This window comes from Ekhidna sp., assembly GCF_040220215.1.
Lineage (GTDB): Bacteria > Bacteroidota > Bacteroidia > Cytophagales > Cyclobacteriaceae > Ekhidna.
Map to the genome: position 1 here is coordinate 71880 of NZ_JAVJTR010000011.1, position 22616 is coordinate 94495.

General features: G+C 41.3%; 16 protein-coding genes. 11 read left to right on the forward strand and 5 right to left on the reverse strand.

Features of this window, described 5'->3' with window-relative positions; all coding sequences use genetic code 11:
• Nucleotides 1-96 precede the first annotated feature (96 nt).
• Complete coding sequence (locus RIC88_RS04690) at nucleotides 97-996, forward strand: DUF58 domain-containing protein (protein ID WP_350216331.1); 900 nt, start codon at nucleotides 97-99, stop codon at nucleotides 994-996.
• Here the strand turns inward: RIC88_RS04690 and RIC88_RS04695 are convergent, their stop codons facing one another.
• Nucleotides 997-1341, reverse strand: coding sequence for a 4Fe-4S binding protein (locus tag RIC88_RS04695; protein WP_350216332.1), 345 nt, complete (start codon nucleotides 1339-1341; stop codon nucleotides 997-999).
• 99 nt (nucleotides 1342-1440) lie between these two features.
• Between RIC88_RS04695 and RIC88_RS04700 the strand changes: the two genes are divergently transcribed.
• Both RIC88_RS04700 and RIC88_RS04705 read left to right on the forward strand, forming a co-directional pair.
• Nucleotides 1441-2439, forward strand: a complete 999-nt coding sequence (locus RIC88_RS04700; protein ID WP_350216333.1) for an acyl-CoA reductase — start codon at nucleotides 1441-1443, stop codon at nucleotides 2437-2439.
• A gap of 6 nt (nucleotides 2440-2445) precedes the next feature.
• The gene (locus tag RIC88_RS04705) at nucleotides 2446-3075 is read left to right on the forward strand and encodes a septal ring lytic transglycosylase RlpA family protein (protein WP_350216334.1); all 630 of its coding nucleotides are present in this window, start codon (nucleotides 2446-2448) and stop codon (nucleotides 3073-3075) included.
• Here the strand turns inward: RIC88_RS04705 and RIC88_RS04710 are convergent.
• The gene (locus RIC88_RS04710) at nucleotides 3072-4475 is read right to left on the reverse strand and encodes a serine hydrolase domain-containing protein (protein ID WP_350216335.1); all 1404 of its coding nucleotides are present in this window, start codon (nucleotides 4473-4475) and stop codon (nucleotides 3072-3074) included. The two genes, RIC88_RS04705 and RIC88_RS04710, sit on opposite strands and share 4 nt — an antisense overlap.
• Nucleotides 4476-4667: 192 nt before the next feature.
• On the opposite strand from RIC88_RS04710, the gene RIC88_RS04715 reads away from it, so the two are divergent.
• From RIC88_RS04715 to RIC88_RS04725, 3 genes are all read left to right on the forward strand, one after another.
• A complete protein-coding gene (locus tag RIC88_RS04715) occupies nucleotides 4668-7448 on the forward strand; it encodes a bifunctional aconitate hydratase 2/2-methylisocitrate dehydratase (RefSeq protein WP_350216336.1) in 2781 nt (926 codons plus the stop codon).
• Nucleotides 7449-7871: 423 nt separating this feature from the next.
• Nucleotides 7872-10607 carry an aconitate hydratase AcnA gene (gene acnA / locus RIC88_RS04720; protein WP_350216337.1) on the forward strand — a complete coding sequence of 912 codons (2736 nt, stop codon included), beginning with the start codon at nucleotides 7872-7874 and terminating at the stop codon, nucleotides 10605-10607.
• Nucleotides 10608-10712: 105 nt separating this feature from the next.
• Complete coding sequence (locus RIC88_RS04725) at nucleotides 10713-11510, forward strand: phosphopeptide-binding protein (protein ID WP_350216338.1); 798 nt, start codon at nucleotides 10713-10715, stop codon at nucleotides 11508-11510.
• A 144-nt stretch (nucleotides 11511-11654) separates the two neighbouring features.
• Here RIC88_RS04725 and RIC88_RS04730 read toward each other — a convergent pair whose 3' ends face one another.
• The gene (locus RIC88_RS04730) at nucleotides 11655-12737 is read right to left on the reverse strand and encodes a TolB family protein (RefSeq protein ID WP_350216339.1); all 1083 of its coding nucleotides are present in this window, start codon (nucleotides 12735-12737) and stop codon (nucleotides 11655-11657) included.
• A 231-nt stretch (nucleotides 12738-12968) separates the two neighbouring features.
• On the opposite strand from RIC88_RS04730, the gene RIC88_RS04735 reads away from it, so the two are divergent.
• Complete coding sequence (locus RIC88_RS04735; protein WP_350216340.1) at nucleotides 12969-14195, forward strand: M20/M25/M40 family metallo-hydrolase; 1227 nt, start codon at nucleotides 12969-12971, stop codon at nucleotides 14193-14195.
• Between the two features lie 204 nt (nucleotides 14196-14399).
• On the opposite strand, the gene RIC88_RS04740 is transcribed toward RIC88_RS04735, so the two are convergent.
• Together RIC88_RS04740 and RIC88_RS04745 are read right to left on the reverse strand one after the other, a co-directional pair.
• Complete coding sequence (locus RIC88_RS04740; protein WP_350216341.1) at nucleotides 14400-16295, reverse strand: ATP-binding protein; 1896 nt, start codon at nucleotides 16293-16295, stop codon at nucleotides 14400-14402.
• Nucleotides 16296-16299: 4 nt separating this feature from the next.
• Nucleotides 16300-16656: a hypothetical protein gene (locus RIC88_RS04745; protein ID WP_350216342.1), complete on the reverse strand. Its 357-nt coding sequence runs from the start codon at nucleotides 16654-16656 to the stop codon at nucleotides 16300-16302.
• Nucleotides 16657-16841: 185 nt separating this feature from the next.
• Between RIC88_RS04745 and RIC88_RS04750 the strand changes: the two genes are divergently transcribed.
• From RIC88_RS04750 to RIC88_RS04765, 4 genes are all read left to right on the forward strand, one after another.
• The gene (locus RIC88_RS04750; protein ID WP_350216343.1) at nucleotides 16842-18086 is read left to right on the forward strand and encodes a TPR end-of-group domain-containing protein; all 1245 of its coding nucleotides are present in this window, start codon (nucleotides 16842-16844) and stop codon (nucleotides 18084-18086) included.
• Between the two features lie 33 nt (nucleotides 18087-18119).
• Nucleotides 18120-18443, forward strand: a complete 324-nt coding sequence (locus RIC88_RS04755) for a YciI family protein (RefSeq protein WP_350216344.1) — start codon at nucleotides 18120-18122, stop codon at nucleotides 18441-18443.
• A 331-nt stretch (nucleotides 18444-18774) separates the two neighbouring features.
• On the forward strand, nucleotides 18775-20019 hold the full coding sequence (locus RIC88_RS04760) for a hypothetical protein (protein WP_350216345.1): 1245 nt from the start codon (nucleotides 18775-18777) through the stop codon (nucleotides 20017-20019).
• A 50-nt stretch (nucleotides 20020-20069) separates the two neighbouring features.
• The gene (locus tag RIC88_RS04765; protein ID WP_350216346.1) at nucleotides 20070-22508 is read left to right on the forward strand and encodes an ABC transporter permease; all 2439 of its coding nucleotides are present in this window, start codon (nucleotides 20070-20072) and stop codon (nucleotides 22506-22508) included.
• Nucleotides 22509-22616 lie beyond the last annotated feature (108 nt).

Consider the following 22616-nt stretch of genomic DNA (forward strand, 5'->3'; position numbering starts at 1 on the left):
GTTAGGTGTTAGTTTTAACTAAAATCGGGGCTAAATATAGTGCTTTATATTTTTTATCTACAAACATGAAGCTGTTTCTCCGTTGAATATCAGAATATGACCACAAACATTTCAGAAATTAATCAGTACGACAACCTTGGTTTAATAGCAAAACAGCTAGTTGATGGATTTATAACCGGGCTGCATAAATCGCCTTATCATGGGTTTTCGGTTGAATTTGCAGAGCACAAGCTTTACAATTATGGAGAAAGTACCCGACACATAGATTGGAAGGTTTTTTCACGTACAGATAGATTATACACTAAACAATACGAAGAGGAGACCAATTTGAGGTGTCGAATATTGGTTGATAATTCTGCATCTATGCACTATCCAGCTCCGGGTAAAGACAAGCTAAAGTTCTCTGTTTTTGCGGCTTCTGCATTAGCTTATCTATTAACCAAGCAAAGAGATGTTGTAGGTCTTTCTGTATTTTCTGATACAATAGAGCAGGAAACAGATTTAAGAAGCACAAAAGCTCATCTCAACACTATTCTGACAAAATTGTCAGAATTGGAAAAATCCAAACCCTCGAAAAAAACAAACATTTCCTCGGTATTACATGAAATGGCTGACAAAATCCACAAAAGATCCTTGGTGGTTATTTTTTCAGACATGTTTCAAAACACCAGAGAAGACGACCTACTAAATGCGATGCAACATCTCAAGCATAACAAACATGAAGTAATTCTATTTCATGTATCAGATTACTCCAGTGAGCTTCACTTTGAATTTGAAGATCGTCCCTATCGTTTTATAGATATGGAGACAGATGAATCCATTAAGGTAAACCCACATGATGTAAAGGATCTTTACCGAAAAGAAATGGCAAAATTTTACCAGAACCTGAAGATAAAATGCGGGATGATGAAAGTAGATTTCGTCCCTGTAAATACGAACGATTCCTTTGATAAAATTTTAGGCGCCTATCTAATCAAGCGAAAGAAGATGAGGTAATTACAGGTGTAACCACTCCTTCTTAGCTGTAAGTTCTTCTTCAGACTCTACATAATCGGGATCAGGAACACAACAATCTACAGGGCAAACAGCCGCACATTGTGGCTCCTCGTGAAATCCGGTACACTCGGTGCACTTCCCGGGCACGATATAATAGAACTCATCTGAAACGGGCTCCTGTACTTCTTTGGCATCTACCTTCGAACCATCTTCCATTTCAATATCCTGAAGATCGGTACCATCTGCCCACTTCCATTCTACTCCACCTTCATATATTGCCGTATTTGGGCATTCTGGTTCGCAGGCACCACAGTTGATGCATTCATCGGTGATCATTATAGCCATAAGAAAAAAACGCTTTTTGTCGTGTTCTAAATGAGGGAACAAAATTAATCGCAATAAGTTTGCAGCCCAACCGGTTATACCGGACAATTTTAATTTTTTATGAATATTCAGGAGAAAATAGCCGCATTTACCCAACTTCAGAAGAAAATAAGCCTCCTTACTGAGGATGAACTCCAAAATCTGGCTGCACAAGCAAAACAAAAAAATGGTTGGTTTTCCTATGACAGTGTGAAGAATGCCCTTGAAGGAATTGCATTCATGTTAGAAAAGGAGAAACTTAAAAAATGGGTGTCGTCTTATGAATTACAAGAAGTATCACCTAAGATTATTGGAATTGTCATGGCCGGCAACATTCCTCTGGTTGGATTTCATGATCTTTTATCTGTCCTTATTTCAGGTCATTTTGCTGCAATAAAACCAAGCTCAGATGATGATTTTCTAACAAGAACGATGGTTAACTGGATCATTCAGGTAGAACCAAGATTCAGGAAGAATATTGAAATTCGAGAGAAATTGACCAATATCGATGCAGTGATTGCCACCGGTAGTGACAATACAGCCAGATATTTTGAATATTATTTCAAAGACATTCCCAGTATTATTCGAAAAAACAGAACCTCAGTAGCAATTTTAAACGGTAAGGAGAGTGAAGTAGAGTTAAAAGCCCTGGGTGAAGATATATTCTCTTATTTCGGACTGGGTTGTAGAAATGTATCCAAAGTGTTCACACCCAAAGGATATGATTTCCGTGATGCATTCCCTCATTTTGAGCCATTTAGTGATGTTGCTAATCATAATAAGTATCGCAACAACTATGACTATTATAAGTCCATCTACCTGGTTAACAAGACGCCTCATTTAGATACCGGTTTTTTATTGATTAACTCCACAGATGATTTAGTATCACCTATTGGCGTACTTTTTCACCAGGTGTATGATTCAATCAAAAAACTGGAATCCATCCTTACTGACCAGAAAGAAAAAATCCAATGCATAGTGGGCAAGGATTATATCCCATTTGGAAAAGCTCAACGACCCGAGTTGTGGGACTATGCAGATGATGTGGATACGCTCGCATTCCTATCTGGACTTAAATAGCGGGTATTGAAAACACACACATTACTGCTTGCCCTTCTGTTGACTTTCAGTTGTAAAGTCAGCAACAATCCCAGAACTTCTAAAACAGAAATATTTTTAGAGGATGGTGTTGCCAGCTGGTATGGGCCCGGCTTTCATGGAAAGCAAACAGCCAATGGAGAAACCTTCAATACTAACCATCTGACAGCCGCTCACCGAACGCTACCTTTCGGAACGAGAGTAAAAGTGGTCAATATTCAAAACCAGATTTCTGTTATCGTACGAATAAATGATCGTGGGCCTTATGCAAATGATCGAATCATTGACCTATCCAAGGCAGCTGCTAAAAGACTTGATATTATTGAGCAAGGTACAGGGCAGGTTAAGCTCTATTTACTGGATCAAAATCCTGAGGATATAGCAATTGATAATATCAAAAAACCAACATACACGATTCAATTGAGCTCATTTTCTGATGAATATTCAGCAAAGAAAGAGGCCAATAAATACAATGATGGATGGATTAAACCATCGAAAGTTGGAGGAAAATTGGTTTATCGTGTTTTTATCGGAAAGTTCTATACGGTTGAATCAGCAAGAAAGCGAAAAAAGGACTTAGGAGATACAATCGGATTCATCAAACAAATAGAGAATTAATTTTCTACACCCATTCCTGTCACTTTTCCATTTTGAATAATCATCAATACGGTCAATGGACCTCTTCCAGATTCGTAAAAAACACTCACCTCATCCAAAGCCGACCCTGCTTCTTTAAAAACAGCATTCTCCAAATCATTTCTCATTCTACCAAGAATTTTTCTGTGCTCAGACATTGGTGCCATGTCTATCATTCCTTTTTCAAAAAATTCATTAACAAAATCATCGATTGTCTGATCATCCGATCCTTCGAGCATCTTCTTAAATCCGTTTACAACCTCCTCCTGCTGAGCCGATAAGGGTCTTAATTCCAAATCATCGGCTGTCGCCTGATATTCCGCATCAAAAATCATTCGAGCTACTTCCCAGGCCACATCTCTATTTTGTGGGCTCACAGAATTGGTCGTATAGTAAATAACAACCTCCTCTTCTGGGTATCTGAGAAAATCAGCTAGAAAAATGCCATTACCTCCATTATGTGTTATCAGATTCGTTCCTCTCGGTGTTGGGAAAATGGCCCAACCATAACCATAATAACTCTGAGCTTCAGGGCCTTCAGCAACGTGCTTGGTATAGTATTTCTTTTTTGCTTCTTCAGACAAAATTTTATTACCCATTAAAGCCTGATGCCATCGATACATATCGGAAGGGGTTGATAAGATTCCCCCATTTCCCTTCAAATGCCAATATGGACCCTCTTCACCCCAATTTTTCTCATTGAGCTTACCCCACTTTTTATCCTTTCTGTACCCAACCGCCATTTTTTTTCCTGTCCACAGCGGTAAAACATACCCGGTATTCCACATTTCAGCGGGTTCAAATAATTCCTTATTGAGAAACTGCTCATACGTCTCCCCGGAAAGTTTTTCAACCAGTATAGCGAGGATCGTATACCCAACATTGCTATACTCATATTGACTCCCCACCTCAAATAGCAAAGGAGTTTTCATGGCCAAGTTCATAAATTCATTGCTTGTGATGGATTCATAATCATCCCCAATAGCCCCGGGGAATCCGGCAGAATGAGTCAGTAAGTGATGAAGTGTCATTTCTGACTTGTCTGAAGGAACATTTTCAAAATGATCAGAAACTAAATCATAAACAGATAGTTTTCCCATCATTTCCAGTTTAAGAATGGCTGCACCGGTAAACTGCTTTGTAATAGAACCTATTCCTGAAATGGTCTCAGGCGTAAACTGTTCTTGTCTTTCTCTATCAGCCATACCATATCCCTTGCTCCACACTTTTCCATTCATGGATACTAGCAATTGCCCGGCATTCCCATTTCTGCTTAAACTAGCAACATAGGATTCTATTTTTGGTGTAACGTTTTCAAGGGTAATCTGAGCGCTCACACTGATTGTAAACAACAGATAAATGGCGGTTAAGGCTGTTTTCATTTTAATAAATATTATGATTCAAACCTAGTGATCTAATTTATTAACTACTGTTAATGTCAGTTAAAAGATGTGAACTCAAATTTTCATTTATCAATCCCTAAATCAATTATCTTTGTTGGCTTTTGATAGCAGCATAATGGTGATATAATTATCGACTTTTTTAGTCTGCCTTAAATACTGAAAAGATTTAGAATGAATACATACAAGGATTACATCAAGGAGATCGAAGAACGAAAAGCTCAGGGTCTACAACCAAAGCCAATCGATGGCAGTGAATTGCTTAGTGAAATCATTGAGCAAATCAAAGATGCAGGTAATACGCATAGAGAAGACTCACTGAAATTCTTCATTTACAATACGCTTCCCGGCACTACACCAGCCGCTGTTGTAAAGGCGAAGTTTTTAAAGGAAATCATTCTTGGTGAATCAGTTGTAGAGGAAATCACTCCTTCTTTCGCCTTTGAATTACTCTCCCATATGAAAGGCGGGCCTTCAATCGAAGTACTGCTTGATCTTGCTTTGGGCGACAATAAATCAATTGCCAAACAAGCTTCAGATGTATTAAAAACGCAGGTATTCTTATACGATGCAGATTATGACCGTTTGAAAGTAGCATTTGAAAACGGAAACACAATTGCGAAGGACCTATTAGAAAGCTATGCCAAAGCTGAATTCTTCACGCAACTCCCGGAGGTGGAAGAGGAAATCGAGATCGTCACCTTCATTGCAGGTACTGGCGATATTTCAACAGATTTACTTTCCCCTGGAGCCGATGCACACTCCAGATCAGATCGGGAGCTTCACGGACAATGCATTTTTGAGCATAACAAAGAAATGCAAGCTGAGCTTTCGGCCCTAAAAGAAAAGCATCCTGATAAGCGTGTGATGTTGATCGCTGAAAAAGGCACCATGGGTGTTGGTTCATCCAGAATGTCAGGGGTAAACAATGTGGCATTGTGGACAGGTATCGAATCCAGCCCATATGTTCCTTTCGTCAACATTGCACCAATCATTGCAGGTACTAACGGCATCTCCCCTATTTTCCTAACTACCGTTGGTGTAACCGGAGGTATTGGAATTGACCTGAAAAACTGGGTGAAGAAGACAGATGCAGATGGTAATGTAATCGTAAATGAAGATGGCGAACCCGTACTTGAAGAAGCTTATTCTGTGAAAACAGGAACGGTTCTTACCATCAACACCAGGAAGAAAAAATTGTACAATGGAGATCAGGAGCTAATAGACATCTCCTCTTCACTAACACCTCAAAAGGTAGAATTCATCAAAGCTGGTGGATCATATGCGGTAGTCTTTGGCAAAAAGCTTCAGACGTTTGCAGCGAAAACCTTAGGCATTGAAGCTCCGACAGTATTCGCTCCGTCGAAAGAGATTTCAAACGAAGGACAAGGGCTTACAGCTGTTGAGAAAATTTTCAACAAAAATGCGGTGGGTACTACTCCTGGTAAGACATTACATGCAGGCTCTGATGTGCGTGTAGAAGTAAACATTGTAGGGTCTCAGGATACAACAGGTTTGATGACTGCTCAGGAATTAGAGTCGATGGCAGCTACCATTATTTCGCCAATCGTGGATGCAGGCTATCAGTCAGGCTGTCACACGGCTTCCGTTTGGGATAGCAAAGCTCAGGCAAACATACCGAAACTGATGAAATTCATGAACGACTTTGGGCTGATCACAGGCCGTGATCCTAAAGGCGTTTATCCAGCGATGACGGATGTTATTCATAAGGTATTAAACGATATCACAGTGGATGACTGGGATATCATTATCGGAGGAGATTCCCACACACGAATGTCAAAAGGTGTTGCATTCGGTGCTGATTCCGGAACGGTTGCACTTGCACTTGCTACCGGTGAAGCTTCCATGCCGATCCCGCAATCCGTAAAGGTGACCTTCAAAGGAGAAATGAAGTCTTACATGGACTTCCGGGATGTTGTTCATGCGACACAACAGCAAATGCTGAAGCAATTCGGCGGTGAAAACGTATTCCAGGGTAGAATTATTGAAGTACACTTAGGCACATTGACTGCAGACCAGGCTTTTACCTTCACCGACTGGACCGCTGAGATGAAAGCTAAAGCTTCCATCTGTATTTCAGAAGATGAGACATTGATAGAATCACTGGAAATCGCCAAAGGCAGAATCCAGATCATGATCGAGAAGGGAATGGATAATAAACTGAATGTTCTCCAGGGACTTGTTGATAAAGCTAACAAGCGAATTGCAGAAATCAGATCAGGTGAAAAACCGGCATTAACTCCGGATTCCAACGCAAAATATCACGCTGAAGTAGTTGTGGACCTTGATGTCATTGGTGAGCCAATGATTGCTGACCCGGATGTAAACAACGATGACGTTTCGAAGCGATATACACACGATACCATCAGACCGCTTTCATTCTACGGTGGTACTAAAAAAGTAGATCTTGGTTTTGTTGGGTCATGTATGGTTCACAAGGGTGACATGAAGATATTGGCTCAGATGCTTAAGAACATCGAACAGCAACATGGTAAAGTTGAATTCAAAGCTCCTCTAGTGGTAGCTCCTCCTACGTACAACATCGTAGATGAGTTGAAAGCTGAAGGCGACTGGGAAGTATTGCAGAAGTATTCAGGTTTTGAGTTTGATGACAACAATCCAAAAGCTGCCGCACGAACAAAATACGAAAAGATGTTGTACCTGGAGCGACCTGGTTGTAACCTTTGTATGGGTAATCAGGAGAAAGCTGAGCCGGGTGACACAGTAATGGCTACATCCACACGATTATTTCAGGGAAGAGTCGTGAAAGATTCAGGAGAGAAGAAAGGTGAATCACTTCTTTCATCCACACCGGTAGTGGTGCTATCAACCATCCTTGGTCGCACTCCTACCATGGATGAATACGAAGCGGCAGTTCAGGGAATCGACCTGACCAAGTTTAAGCCTTCCAGCAAAAAACTAGTAGCGGCCTAGTTTAACTGACACTTGAAATCAGAAGCCCGGGTCATTGACTCGGGCTTTTTTATTCAGCAGTATTCCCTTACAAGACTGAGATTCCCATAACTCGGAAGCTATCGCTTTTCCTCCCAAGAGAATAGGGTAGTTATTATACAGATGATTTTGAGTCGAAATCAAGACTTGGTTTATTCCGTATTCCCTTGTGAGAGAGGCACGAACGAGACTTGGGAATCCCAAAAAACTAAGAAGCTGTACATGAGATTCCTGAATTCCGCTGCGCTGCATCAGGAATGACGAACAAAATAAATATGAAGCGTTTTGTCAATTCGAGTCATGGGAATCCCTAACCACCATAAGCGCAAGGAAATTGTCCCAGAAACTAAACAACGCTAATTCCTGTTTATCTTTAGAATCGTAAACCTTTAAACCAAGAAACGTATGCCTCAGGACTTTTTAGGAATCGAAAAACAACTATCCACTCAACTTGGCAACCACAAATACTTCAGCCTGAAGGATCTTGCCAAAAAGGAAGCAGTAGTGAACAAGCTACCGTATTCCATTCGCATCCTTCTCGAAAATGTCATCAGAAACTACGATGCATTCGCGGTTACAGAAGATCACATTAAAACTGTATTAAACTGGAAGGAAACAGCAGGTAAAAAAGACATTCCTTATAGCCCTGCCAGGGTTCTAATGCAGGATTTCACAGGAGTTCCAGCAGTGGTGGATATTGCTTCCATTCGTGCTGAGGTAGGTAGAAAAGGAAAAGATACAGGTAAAACAAATCCGGTCGTGCCTGCGGATATGGTCATTGACCATTCAGTAGTGGTGGATCACTTTGGTACGGCAGATGCGTACCAGAAAAATGTAGATCTTGAATATGAACGAAACGATGAGCGATATAAGCTTCTAAAATGGGGTCAACAAGCATTCACAAACTTCTCTGTTGTTCCTCCGGGCATGGGTATTTGCCACCAGGTAAACCTGGAGTATCTGGCAAAAGGAGTTATCGAAAGAGATGGATATCTATTTCCTGACACCCTCGTAGGTACAGATTCCCACACACCGATGGTCAATGGCATTGGTGTACTTGGCTGGGGTGTTGGAGGAATTGAAGCAGAAGCGGCCATGCTTGGACAGCCGATATATATGATTCTTCCACAGGTAATTGGTCTGAAGATCACCGGTAAGATGAAAGAAGGAACAACTTCCACTGACCTTGTTTTAACCATTACGAAGTTGCTACGAGACTATGGAGTGGTAGGTAAAATCGTAGAAGTATTCGGGCCTGGCCTTGAAAATCTTGCCGTTACAGACCGAGCAACTATCTCAAATATGTCCCCGGAATTTGGATGTACCGATACCCATTGGCCGATTGACCAACGCACACTTGATTATATGAGAAATACCAGCCGTACCGAGGAGCACATCGATATGGTGGAAGCGTATGCGAAAACTAATATGCTTTGGAGAGATGATAATGCCGAAATTGAATATACTGATGTTGTAGAGTTGGATTTAGGAACAGTAGAACCCACAATCTCCGGACCTAAGCGACCACAGGACAAAATCCTTTTGAGAGACGCTAAGAGCAAAATGGTTGAGCTCCTAAAACAACAGGGAAGAGAATACATCGCCATAAATGAACGAGTGGCTGACTGGGCCAATGAAGGTGGTCAGCCTGCACCTACGGTCAGTAATAAAAATGGAATAAGAAGTGTAGATGTTGAAATTGATGGTCAAACACACTGTATATCAGATGCATCTGTTGTGGTTGCTGCAATCACCTCATGCACCAATACCTCCAACCCTAGTGTGATGATCGGCGCAGGATTGGTTGCTAAAAAAGCCTCCGAATTAGGACTGAAAGTAAAACCATGGGTAAAGACATCTCTGGCACCCGGATCGCGTGTAGTTACCGAATATCTGGAGAAATCTAAACTGCTTCCTTACCTGGAGGACCTTAAATTTTATACCGTTGGATACGGTTGCACAACATGCATTGGTAATTCAGGAGATATGATTCCAACGGTTCAAAAGGCGGTTATAGAAAATGATTTGATTGTAAGTTCTGTGCTTTCCGGCAACAGAAACTTCGAAGCGCGTATTCACCCGAATATTAAGATGAACTTCCTCGCGTCACCTATGCTGGTTGTGGCCTATGCACTTGCCGGGCACACCGACTTTGACATGAACAATGAGCCACTAGGGAAAGATAAGGATGGAAATGAAGTTTATCTAAGGGATCTTTGGCCTACCTCACAGGAAATAGATGAAGTGATGACTTCTGTACTTAGTCCGGAAGACTATAAGAAAAATTACGAAACGATTTTTGCAGGTGATGATACCTGGAAAAATCTGGCCGCTCCAACAGGACAAACCTACGAGTGGGACAGCAAGTCCACCTACATCCAGGAGGCGCCCTTCTTCCAGAATATTTCTGAAGATGTGCCTAATCCTGATGATATCAAAGGCGCTAAAGTGCTGTTACAATTGGGCGACATGGTTACAACCGATCACATCTCCCCTGCTGGTAAATTTTTACCTGAACACCCAGCAGGACAATACCTTGTTGATCACAATGTTGACAAGAAAGACTTCAACTCGTACGGTTCCAGAAGAGGAAACCACGAAGTAATGATGCGTGGAACATTCGCAAACGTACGAATCAAGAACAAGCTGGCTTCCAGAGAAGGAGGCTGGACAACCTATCAGCCAACCGGTGAAGAAATGACAGTTTTCGATGCTTCCATGAAATATCAGAAAGAAGGGACTCCTTTGGTTGTGATTGGTGGAAAAGAATACGGTTCCGGTTCGTCCAGAGATTGGGCAGCTAAAGGAACAACACTTCTGGGCGTGAAAGCGGTGATAACGGAAAGCTATGAACGTATTCACCGTTCCAACCTTGTAGGAATGGGTGTATTGCCTCTACAGTTTCAGGAAGGTGAAACGCAGGATACGTTAGGCCTGACAGGTGAAGAAACTTACGACATCTCAGGCATCTCAGATAACCTAACACCCGGAAAACTGGTGGATGTGACTGCAACGAAGAAAGACGGCTCCAAAGTAGACTTCAAAGCGATGGTGAGACTAGATTCCGGTGTAGATGTAGAATATTACAAGCACGGAGGAATCCTGAACTATGTGCTTAGGAATTTCCTGAAGGATAATTAGGCCATATTTAACAATCTCAAAAAAAACCGGATCAAAAGCCCGGTTTTTTTTGTTGTAGCCCACAGACAGTAACTTTAAACAAACTGAAACAACCTGAATATGAAAATGAACAAGCTTGGATTATTAGCATTTTTTATGATTGCCCTCATCGGGTTTTCATGCACAAACACTAAAAAATCAGAAGAGAGTAGTGATGCCTCTGAGGGAGTAATGGAAGCGAAAGCAGCCGTTACCTTAACGAAGGCTCCTCCATCACCGGAATATCCAGATGCCCGACTGCTTAAAATGGCATCTACTTCCACACCTACGGATAGTGGAAATGTGGTCAATTACACATTTGATGTTCAAAACTATGAATTAGGAGTGCCTACTTCTGATTATGAAACCCGTGGAATCGCGAACTCAGGCAAAGGACAACACATACACTACATCGTAAATAATGGCCCATATGCAGCTCATTACATGCCGGGGGTGAATGACATCCTGGATGATGGTAACTATGTGGTACTGGCATTTCTTTCACGTTCGTATCATGAAAGTGTAAAAAGTGATGAGGCCTATTATGTTGAGAACCTCACCGTAGGAGATGTTGAAGTAAGTGAAGCGGATCTTACAGCTCCGCACCTATTCTACAGCAGGCCAAAAGGAACTTATACCGGAGCAGATGCTAAGAAAGTAATGTTGGATTTCTACCTGCTAAATACGGAGCTTTCTGTTGATGGAAACAAAGTGAGAGCCACCATCAATGGAAATGAATTCATGATCGACGAGTGGGCACCTTACTACATCGAAGGATTGCCAATGGGTAGAAATGAAATCAAACTTGAGCTGTTAAACGCTGAAGGTAACCTCGTTCCCGGACCATTCAATTCAGTAGAGCGAACGGTTACTCTGGAAGAGTAAGATTAGGAGATTATATAAAGTCCCGATCTACAGAAGATCGGGACTTTTTTTATGCTTTTTTGTCATTCCGAGTCACGAGGAATCTTTACGCTCATGGGGATAGATTTCTCCTAGCGTCGAAATGACATATTAAAAAATAATTCCTTAATCCACCCACTCAGCTACAAAGAGATTCGTATCTCTATTGCCGCCATTGTATCTGTTTGAAGCCCAAACCAAATACTTGCCATCTGGACTGAACATTGGGAAAGAATCGAAGGTGTCGTCGAAAGTGACTTGCTCCAATTCGGTTCCATCCAGATTGATCATGAAAAGATTGAAAGGGAATCCTCGCTTGGAAGAATGGTTGGAAGAGAATAAAATCTTCTTTCCATCAGGGGTGAAGAAAGGTGCCCAATTAGCGTTTCCTAAGCTGGTAATCTTCTTCTTATCCGTGCCGTCAGCATTCGCTACATACAGTTCCATTTTGGTTGGCTGAACTAAACCCTGTTCCAATAATCCTTTGTATTCTGCTATTTCATCATCCGTCTGTGGTCGTGAAGCTCTCCATACAATTTTGCTTCCATCCGGTGAAAAGAAAGCTCCCCCATCATAGCCTAGCTCATCAGTCAATTGCACTACATCCGAACCATCCAGATTCATAGTGTACAACTCAAGGTCACCGGAACGGGTTGAAGTAAATATAATTCGATCACCATTAGGTGAGACGGTAGCTTCTGCATCATACCCTTCTTCTGAAGTCAATTGATCCACGATATTTCCTTCAAGATCCGCAACGAAAATGTCGTATCCTTCATAGATTGGCCATACATATTTACCACTGGTTCGCTCAGGAGTAGCTGGACAAAGACTATCTGCTAAATGGGTAGACCCATATACAATTAATGAATCTCCGGGCAGGAAATAAGCGCAGGTAGTTCTCCCAAGGCCAGTACTCACCATGCTCGGTCGCTCACCTTTTTGAGGATCATTGACATCTAAAGTGAAGATTTGATCGCATTCCACACCCCATTCTGAGTAGTCTGATTGGAATACCAGACTTTTTCCGTCAAAACTCCAATACGCCTCTGCATTGTTACCACCCCAGGTTAGCTGACGCACATTTTTAAGATGTACCTCCTGCTCATATCTTAGAGAATCGGTAATCGTTGTTTCTTGTTCAGAATTGGAGGATTGCTGACATGAAATGATGGCCAGCGATAGAAATAAAATCGTAAAGTTCTTCATTCATTGGTATTTTCGAGATGCGAAAGTAATTCCTAAATTGAATTGACATAAATAGAATCAACAAAAACTTAACACGTCACTCAGAGCCTTTCCTAGAAAAGGGAAGAGGTGCAGGAAAAGGCGTGGAGCCTTTTCTATCAAGGAGATTCTTTCAGCTTACACACACAAACCTACCCAATGAAGCTTCAGAATGACGTTTTTGTTGGAAGAATAAACTTAAGATTTCAACCTATGAAAAAGCATTTATCACCTCTTCTACTGACTTTCCTTATTTGTTCTTGTTCACAAACCGAACAATACAATCCAATATCAGCTATTGAAACAGACATTTCCATTCTGGCAAGCGACTCACTTGCTGGTCGGGAAGTAGGAACCGAAGGGGAGAAAATGGCGGCAGATTACATTGCAGCTGAGCTCAAAGCAACTGGTGTCCAGCCCAAAGGAACGGATGGCTTTTACCAGTCCTTTTTTGTGAAAGATGCGGATAACCCGCATGCTCAACCATCTGAAGAGACTGGTGAGGATGGGATCACTGGATATAATGTGGTGGGAATGATCGACAATCCGGGTGATGAGTTGGTTGTTATAGGCGCCCATTATGATCACCTGGGAATGGGCGATTTTTCGTCGCTTCACAGAGGTGAAAAAGCAGTACATAATGGTGCAGATGACAATGCTAGTGGCATTGCCGCAATGCTTCATTTGGCGAGAGTGTTATCAGATCAGGAGTTAAATCGAGATATCCTTTTCATCGGATTTTCCGGTGAGGAAAAAGGGCTTTGGGGTTCGAATTACTACACAAAAAATCCAACGGTTGACTTGACTAAAGTCAATTTCATGATCAATATGGATATGGTGGGGCGATTGGATGAATCCAAAGGGCTGGCTGTAAATGGAACCGGCACCTCTCCTATCTGGAATTGGCTATTGGATGAAGTGAATGCGGATAGCTTGAAACTCATCAAAAGTGAATCGGGTGTCGGTCCATCTGATCATACTTCCTTCTATCTTCAGGATATTCCGGTATTGCATTTCTTCACTGGTCAGCATGAGGACTACCACAAGCCAGGTGACGATCCTGAGAAAATCAATGAAGAAGGCATCCTTAAAGTCGCTTCGATTATAGAACGGATGATCGTGTTGATGGATTACGATGAGAAAATCGCTTTCACGAAAACCAAAGACGAATCTGATAACCCGAGGTTCACGGTGACTCTAGGTGTGGTTCCTGATTACATGTTTGATGGTGAAGGCATGCGCATTGATGGGGTGAGTGAAGATAAGCCGGCCATTAAAGCCGGAATTGAAAAAGGTGATATAGTTGTGCAGCTCGGTGATAGCACAGTCACTGATATGATGAGTTACATGCGTGCGCTCTCCACTTTTGAGAAGGGGGACAAAACAACAGTAGTTGTTGATCGTGGTGGTGAGCAGTTAGAATTTGAGATTGAGTTTTAATCAATACAAATCCCCTCCTCGGAGGGGCTGGGGTGGGTAAACATTCCCAATCCTTATCCCCCTGCCTACCGCAGGCAGGCTTGCGAACGACGCAGGAGTGAGACTTGGGAATCTCAAGAACCTGCATTCACGCTCAAGTGATTCCCTTGACTTGGATTAGGTTCTTAAAATCTTAAGATCGCTTCACTGCGTTCGCGATGATGCTTATTGTTTAGTTACAGACTCACCCACCGCCTCAAACAACGGCAACCACAATGTAAAGGTGGTGCCCTTTCCTTCTTCACTGGTTACTTCGATTTTGCCATTGTTCATCTCCATGAACTCGTGAACGAGTTGAAGGCCAAGACCCAGCCCTTTCTCTCCAGAGGTTCCATAGGTGCTCTTCTTATCCTGTAATTGAAATAGCTTCTTGAGTTTATCCTGTGGCATCCCTACACCGGTATCATAGATCTCGATTTTTGCCATTTCCCCATCTTCATCAGCACGAATTCCTACTTTCCCTCCTTCCGGTGTAAACTTCAGCGCATTGCTGACCAGGTTTCTTAGGATGGTCATCGTGGTGTTCTTATCGCACCATAATTCCAAATTTTCAGGAACATCTGCATCCAACTCAATCGACTTTCCTTGTGCCATGGTAGACAAGGTTTTTACCAGATCTTCAGACATTTCTTTCAGACTGAGTTTCTCCGGCACATTAGGCACATGGCCCTGCTGTTGCATGGCCCAGTTTAGCAGGTTGTCCAGCAACTTTGAAAGCTGATCTACCGAAGAATCAATATGTTCAGTCATTTCCAGAAGCTGATCTGTTTGCTTGGTTTGCACCATCATTTTGATCATCTGGCTGATCCCATTAAAGCCCGCAACCGGACTTCTTAAATCATGAGAAATAATGGAAAAGAATTTGTCTTTTGTACTGTTCAGCCGCTCCAGTTCTGCTTTTTGCTCACCCAGGATACGATTGATTTTCGCCTTGGAGCGGTAGTATTTATAAATGATAGCTGCCAGTACAATGAGAATAAATGCAAAAGCCCCTATAGCAATGGTGATGATGCGTTGCGTTCGCTTTTCAGCAGTTAGGAGATCAACCTCAGCTTGTTTCTGACCAACTTCAAATTCGGTGCGGAGATCAGCCATTTCCTGAACAGTTTCAATATCAGTCAGACTGTCCTTATAAATTAAATAATTCTCATGAAAGCGAAGAGCTTCATTTGAGTTACCTACCTTCTTATAAAGCTCATATAGCTTTAAATTAGCATCACGAATTTGTTGTTTAAGCTTATACTCCTTTGCCATATCAAGGCTTTCGTGAGCATACCTAAGAGCTCTATCATATTGTTTTTTTTCAAAATAGATATCTGCCATGTAGGTGTAAAAAATAGAGATGGCGTAATAATCCTGATAATCGATAAGAATCGTAACAGCCTTTTCTATCGAATTCTCAGCTTTTTCATATTTTCCCAAACCTGCCAAAGCCAAACCGATATTTCCATGAGTATATCCAATAGCCATTTCATTAGAAATAGATTCCCAAATTGCCATGGCTTTTTCAAAGTATTTTAGGGCTGTATCTTGCCTATTTGTTATTAGGTATCCATCACCAGAATTAGTATAGGCAAGTGCAAGTGCCCATTTTTCGCCAGAGTAAAGGCTATCCTTTTCGCCAAATATTTCAATTGCTTTGTCATATTGTTTAAATGCATTTCTATAATCATTGTTCTGCTTGTAAACATCTCCTATAGCTGTATGGATTTCACTTTGGGTCTGAAGGTCATCGGCAAAATCAAGAGCCTCATAAAAAGTTGAGATAGCTTCAGAAAGGTTTCCTAAATGTTTCTCAGCAATTGCTTTATAATAAAGTGCATTATAGAAGAAAATCGGTTGATTAGTTGTTTTTGCAAAAGTGTGAAGTTCTTCTGCATACTTCTTCTGTTCTACTGGATTACTTTCATAGTAGGCCAGTCTACTCAAAACGATACCTTTTAGAGAGTCACTTAATGATTCAGAATCTAATAAATGGAGCAGACTATCCACCTTTTCATTCGATTGTGAAAAGGTGGATCCTGCCAATAATAGCGTTATGATGAAAACGGCCTCCCGCATTGATTTAAGGATTACCTCCTCCTTTAAAATCTGGATCCGCTATGATCGGTTGACCTCCACCATCAGGCATTACCTTTATGCTATAAGCATCTACATCAGATGTGCTGGTAGTATCTATAATTGTCACAATTACAGTATTTGAATCCTCTCCACTTTTTGATTTGATCAATTTTTTACCTGTACCTTTTTCATCAATTTTCTGAATTTTCTTAATTCCAGAGCCTCCATGGAAAGTGACAGTATCAGTTCCATTAACTGTGGTGGAAGGGCTATTAGGTCCTACTGCTGTATAAGATCCTCCATCGGTAGAAGACCATTCTAATGTTGTTCCATTAAGTCTTAAATAAATATCATGATTCATCTTTCATATAGGTTATTGGTGAAAAAATGTTTAAGGCCTCAATATATCAAATGATAATGTGATTATTCCAAATAGCTAATCAAAATCGGCTATCAGATTTCACACATCCGAATATTTCAGCATTTTTACAGACGGTTAATGGTTTCGTTTTAATGTACTGTTGTGGGTTTGTAATCAAGACGACTATGCGAAAGACAATTTATTTACTATTTACACTCACAACTTTTAGCTGCTCGGCTCAAAGTCTCAGTGAAATCTACCAGGAAGGACTAAAGGCGTATGAGGAAAAAAACTATGAAGGCTTCAAAGAAAAGATGTTTACCATTGATACCATGCGACCCAACTACCCTGCCGTAGTTTATAACCTTGCCGGAGGATATGCCCTAACTGGAGAGTTAGCTAAGGCTATTGAAACGTTGGAAAAGTATATTTTGATGGATGCCACCCAAGACTTTTCAGAGGACGCTGACTTTGCTTCCCTTCTTGATTTAGAAAATTTTAAAACCATCAAAAAGAAACAAAATTCGTTAAGTGAAACGATAGAAATTGAACAAACCTATTCCATTCTATTACAGGAGTCACATCCTGAATCAATGGCTTATTCAAAAAAGCAAAAGACCTTCTTCATCGGAGGAGTACGAGATGGAACCATTTGGGAAGTGAAGGAAGGTCGTGAACCAAAACTGTGGGCAGGGTCAGCTAAAAACTCCTGGAGCATAATGGGTTTACAGGTTTCATCTGACGAAAAAACACTTTGGGCCTGCACTTCTTCCATGAACAATTTTCAGGAGTACAATCAAAGTGAAGAGGGATTCGCTAGTGTTCTTAAATATGATATTAAAAACGGGAAGCTATTAGAAACATATGCTCTTCCTGGGGGCCATAATTTCGGCGACCTGATAACAGATAAAGCAGGCAACATCTTCATCTCTGATGGCACAGCCAATAAGCTCTATTGGATCAGCAATAAAAAAGGTGAGCTGGTAGAATTTGCAGATCTTTCACGTGAGGTTTTTAACCTACAGGGCTTGACGTTTGATGATTCAGAAGAATACCTTTATTTAAGTGATTACATTGACGGTATCTATAAGATCGACATCAAAACGAAAAATCTGGAAAAACTAAAAATTGAAGCTGAAGATGTACTTATAAAAGGAATTGACGGATTGTATTTCACGGATAATTCACTCATTGCGCTACACAATGGAACGAACCCCAATCGTGTGGTAAAGTATACACTTTCCGTTGATCAGCGTGCAATCATTGGTAAAGAAGTCCTGGCTCAGGGTGGAGTTTTGGGTGAACCAACTCAGGGTGTTTGGCTGGAGGGTCAGCTTCATTTTATCATGAATAGTCCTTGGGGTGCTTATGACCGAGATGGAAATTTCAATCCTGAGGGTGAATCAGTAATTATTGGGGTAATTGAATAGTCCATTTTAACTATACACATTCGTTAATAATACATGTCAGAATATCTAATCGTAATAGCAGCAGAAAGCAAACGGGGACTCTCAGCATCAGAAGAACAACATTGCATCACCGAATATGGTAAGTGGGCGGAGGCCCTTATTGAGAAACATATTGTTGCAAGACGTCTTTCGCTGGAAAGTGGCGAACTGATTCCAAGCAAAAATGCGGTAACCACCGATGGGCCGTTTGTTGAAGCCAAGGAGCTCATAGCTGGATTCGTTTTGATCGAAGCTGAGAGTCAAACTGAAGCTGCTAAAATTGCCTCATCCTGTCCATTGAATGAATATTTCCATTTGTTTGTGAAAGCGGTTAATTGATTATACCCTCCCTATCCCCTGCCTACCGCAGGCAGGGTACGGTAGAAGAATGAAGTGTCCCTATTCCCTTGCAAGCGAAGAATGAGCGCGACTTGGGAATCTAACATCCTTAATCAAGAGATTCCCATGACTCGAATGACTATCATCATTCTCCCAAGGGAATACGGGCAATCGAGATAGAATTCCTATCAAAAAACAACATTCTGTTTAAGTCTCCGTATGTACTATGCATTAACAAGTACCAATCAATGCAAATAAAAGAAACCTTTGATGCAACCTTTTGTCTTTAGTTGACATCAAATGCCTAAAGAAAACCTAAACTCAAACTACTATGACAGGACTAACTAATTATTTAAAGCCAATGATAGCGGCTTTCACACTCATGATTTTTGTGACAGCCTCTGCCCAGGATGAAGGATTCATCTATGGAAAAGTTACAACCGAAGATGGGGAGGTGTATGAAGGACCACTGCGGTGGGGTAAAGAAGAAGTGTATTGGACAGATATGTTCAATGCATCCAAGCGGGAAAACAAAAATCTGGACTATCTCTCAAGTCGGGAATTGGATCGATTAGAAGATCGATACGATAATAATAGTGATCTAATCTCCCGTTTCATAAACATTTCATGGGACGATGATGACAATCGTTTTGTGCATGAATTTTCAACGGAATTCGGAAACATTGCCGCATTAAGAATGCGATCTGGCAGTCGTGTAGAAGTAAAGCTGAAAAACGGTGATTATGTAGAAGTTGATGGTTCCGGCTATAATGATATCGGAGCTAAAATTACGGTGCTTGATCGTGAACTAGGCAGCATCCGTTTATCATGGAACAATCTGGATGAAATTGAATTTCTTCCTACCCCCTCTTCCCTAAATGAAAAATTCGGCGAACCGCTTTATGGCACAGTAATCTGTGATTTGGGAGAGTTCACAGGTTTCATTCAGTGGGATCATGATGAGCGTGTGGGTACTGATGTCCTGGATGGTGAAGAAGACGGTGATGACTATGAAATCGCGTTTGATAAGATCGAATCGATTGAGCGGGATGGTTACAGCAGCAGCATTGTACGCCTTAAATCAGGAAGGGAACTGGACCTGAGAGGCACCAATGATGTAGACGATGATAACAAGGGAATCATTGTAACTGTGAAAGGACTTGGTAGAGTGGATATCGAATGGGAAGATTTTGATAAGGTCACATTCACTCAGGCACCAAACAGCGGACCATCCTATAGTTCTTTTTCTACACCAAAAAAGATCAGTGGGACTGTTTTGGTTGACAATGGTGATCGTCATTCCGGTGAGATAATCTACGATCTCGATGAGGAATATACGTTTGAGCTTCTTAATGGCGAAAAGGACGACACAAAGTTCATTATCCCTTTTAGCAATATCAGAGCAATAGAACCACTTCGATCTGATGAAGCACGAATCACTTTGATTAGTGATGATGAGCTGACGCTAGAGGATGGTCAGGATGTAAGCGACAAGAATTTAGGTGTTCTTATCAAAACGAATGCAGATCGCGTTTACGTGCCATGGGATCGAATAAAGAAGATCACACTGGACTAAACGTGATCAGGACGAACAAGGACTAACTCAAAGGACAAAAACTCAAAATCATGATAAAGAACTATCTAAATGTTGCACTGCGCAACCTGTTTAAGCATAAGTTTTACTCGCTAATAAACATTTTAGGTCTGTCAATCGGGCTCACCTGCTTTTTGATGATCTCGCTTTATGTAGTGGACGAGCTTAGCTATGATAATTTCCACTCAGATGCCGATCGCATCTATCGAATGGATTTTACCGGAAACATCAATGGATCCGAATTTATAACTGCTCTTGCCAGCGCGCCAGCAGGCCCAACTATGCCGCTTGAATTTCCCGAAGTGGAAGCTGCTACCAGGCTGAGAAGTACTGGTAACTGGATCATCAAGGAGAAAAATACGGAAGATGCTTACAATGAAGATGCTGTAGTTTATGCCGATCATAACTTCTTCCAATTCTGGGATTTCAATTTGACGTCTGGTAATCCGGAAACCTGCCTCGAACGCCCGAATACACTCGTGATAAGTGAATCATTAGCCTCCAAGGTATTTGGTGATGAGAATCCGGTAGGAAAAATGGTCGTTTTGGATAATGATGACGATTGGGAGGTTACAGGAGTCTATGAAGACATGCCTACCAATTCTCATTTCAACTTCGAAATGATGCTCTCCATGGAAAGCAGAGAAGAATCCAAATCTAAAATGTGGATGAGCTTTAATTTCAACACTTACTTGAAATTGCAAGAGGGCTATGATCCAAATGATCTGGAAGTCAAATTTCCGGGATTGATTGAAAAGTACATAGGTCCTGAGATTCAAAACTTTATGGGTGCTTCTCTTGAAGAATTCTATGAAGCAGGAAATGATGCCGGATTCTACCTCTTCCCTCTTTTAGACATTCACCTTAAATCAGATAAGCTCGGTGAACTGACCGTGAATGGTGATATGAAATACGTGCTGATATTTACTGCAATCGCTATGTTCATACTGATACTGGCATGTATCAATTTTATGAATCTATCGACTGCACGCTCAGCAGGACGGGCCAAAGAAGTAGGCGTAAGAAAAGTGATGGGTGCATACAAGAGCCAGTTAAGAAAGCAATTTCTCACAGAGGCTTTCTTAATTACTTTCATCTCAATTTTGATAGCATACGGGCTCTCCTTTTTATTGCTTAATCAATTTAATACACTTGCTGACAAAGCAATGGTATTCAATAGCCTGCTCTCTCCCGCTTTCCTTTTGATCATGCTTGGTGTTTTGATCGTGGTGGGATTTCTCGCAGGAAGCTACCCGGCTTTCTTCCTATCCAAATTTCGTCCGGTTGAAGTCCTTAAAGGCAAGCTAAATCTTGGACTCAGAGGTGGCGGATTGAGAAGTACATTGGTAGTCCTTCAATTCTGCGTGAGTATCATTATGATCATTGGAACGGCGATTGTATATCAACAGCTTTCCTACATTCAGAATAAGAAGTTAGGATATAGTAAGGATCACATTTTGATGATCCATGACCCCTGGTTAATGGACGATAAGGCTGATTCTTATAAAAATGAAGCGTTGCAACATTCGAACATATTGTCCGGAACAATGTCCAGCTTCTTACCCGTGAATACAGCAGATAACAATAATGCCTGGTTTCCGGGATCTAACTCTACTAAAAGTGAGACATATATCTTTCATGAATACCGAGTGGATCATGACTACATGGAAACACTTGGCATTGAATTGAAAAGTGGAAGAAGCTTCTCGAAAGATTTCCCAAGTGATAGCCTCGCAGTAGTGCTCAATGAAGCTGCTATGCACAAAATAGGATGGACACTGGAGGAAACCATTGGAAAAACAATATCCACTTTCGATGGCTTTCAGGATAGCATTTATACTGTCTCATATAAAGTGATAGGTATTGTGAAAGACTTCCATTTCACCTCACTAAGAGATCAAATCGAGCCACTAATTTTCAAACTTGGAAGAAGCAGAGGATTTGTTTCCTTCAAGATCACAAGTGAGAATATTCCTGCTACTATTGGATTTTTAGAAGATAAATGGAATGAGTTTGCACCTAGCCAGCCATTCGCGTATAGCTTCCTTGATGAACGATTTAATGAGATGTATGAGAATGAGCAGAAGCTAGGGAAAATATTTGGAGTTTTTGCCTTCCTGGCCATTTTCATTGCATGTCTTGGTCTTTACGGACTAGCCGCTTTCACAGCAGAGCAGCGTAGAAAAGAAATTGGTGTCAGGAAAGTATTGGGAGCCTCAATAGCAAGCATTATCACATTGCTATCTAAAGAGTTTTTGAAGCTGGTTGGTATTGCTTTTTTAATTGCTGCACCCATCTCCTACTACTTTATGAGTGAGTGGCTTCAGGATTTCGAAAACAGAACAAATATTAACCTTATGGTTTTCTTATTGGCTGGAATTATAGCTCTGGTGATTGCATGGGTCACCATGGGCTTCCAGTCATGGAATGCGGCACGGATCAACCCTGCCAGATCCTTGAAAGATGAATAATTTCACCTACTCTACTATGGAAGCCCTGTCCGCCAATCGGTGGATGGGCTTTTTTACATCAGGCAACCATCAGATAAAATAAGCATCATTACTATAACTAACTCCTAC

Bases quoted from the DNA above. Each gene is read 5' to 3' on its own strand.
- RIC88_RS04690 (WP_350216331.1), top strand. From the start codon at position 97: ATGACCACAAACATTTCAGAAATTAATCAGTACGACAACCTTGGTTTA.
- RIC88_RS04695 (WP_350216332.1), bottom strand. From the start codon at position 1,341: ATGGCTATAATGATCACCGATGAATGCATCAACTGTGGTGCCTGCGAA.
- RIC88_RS04700 (WP_350216333.1), top strand. From the start codon at position 1,441: ATGAATATTCAGGAGAAAATAGCCGCATTTACCCAACTTCAGAAGAAA.
- RIC88_RS04710 (WP_350216335.1), bottom strand. From the start codon at position 4,475: ATGAAAACAGCCTTAACCGCCATTTATCTGTTGTTTACAATCAGTGTG.
- RIC88_RS04715 (WP_350216336.1), top strand. From the start codon at position 4,668: ATGAATACATACAAGGATTACATCAAGGAGATCGAAGAACGAAAAGCT.
- acnA (WP_350216337.1), top strand. From the start codon at position 7,872: ATGCCTCAGGACTTTTTAGGAATCGAAAAACAACTATCCACTCAACTT.
- RIC88_RS04725 (WP_350216338.1), top strand. From the start codon at position 10,713: ATGAACAAGCTTGGATTATTAGCATTTTTTATGATTGCCCTCATCGGG.
- RIC88_RS04730 (WP_350216339.1), bottom strand. From the start codon at position 12,737: ATGAAGAACTTTACGATTTTATTTCTATCGCTGGCCATCATTTCATGT.
- RIC88_RS04735 (WP_350216340.1), top strand. From the start codon at position 12,969: ATGAAAAAGCATTTATCACCTCTTCTACTGACTTTCCTTATTTGTTCT.
- RIC88_RS04740 (WP_350216341.1), bottom strand. From the start codon at position 16,295: ATGCGGGAGGCCGTTTTCATCATAACGCTATTATTGGCAGGATCCACC.
- RIC88_RS04745 (WP_350216342.1), bottom strand. From the start codon at position 16,656: ATGAATCATGATATTTATTTAAGACTTAATGGAACAACATTAGAATGG.
- RIC88_RS04750 (WP_350216343.1), top strand. From the start codon at position 16,842: ATGCGAAAGACAATTTATTTACTATTTACACTCACAACTTTTAGCTGC.
- RIC88_RS04755 (WP_350216344.1), top strand. From the start codon at position 18,120: ATGTCAGAATATCTAATCGTAATAGCAGCAGAAAGCAAACGGGGACTC.
- RIC88_RS04760 (WP_350216345.1), top strand. From the start codon at position 18,775: ATGACAGGACTAACTAATTATTTAAAGCCAATGATAGCGGCTTTCACA.
- RIC88_RS04765 (WP_350216346.1), top strand. From the start codon at position 20,070: ATGATAAAGAACTATCTAAATGTTGCACTGCGCAACCTGTTTAAGCAT.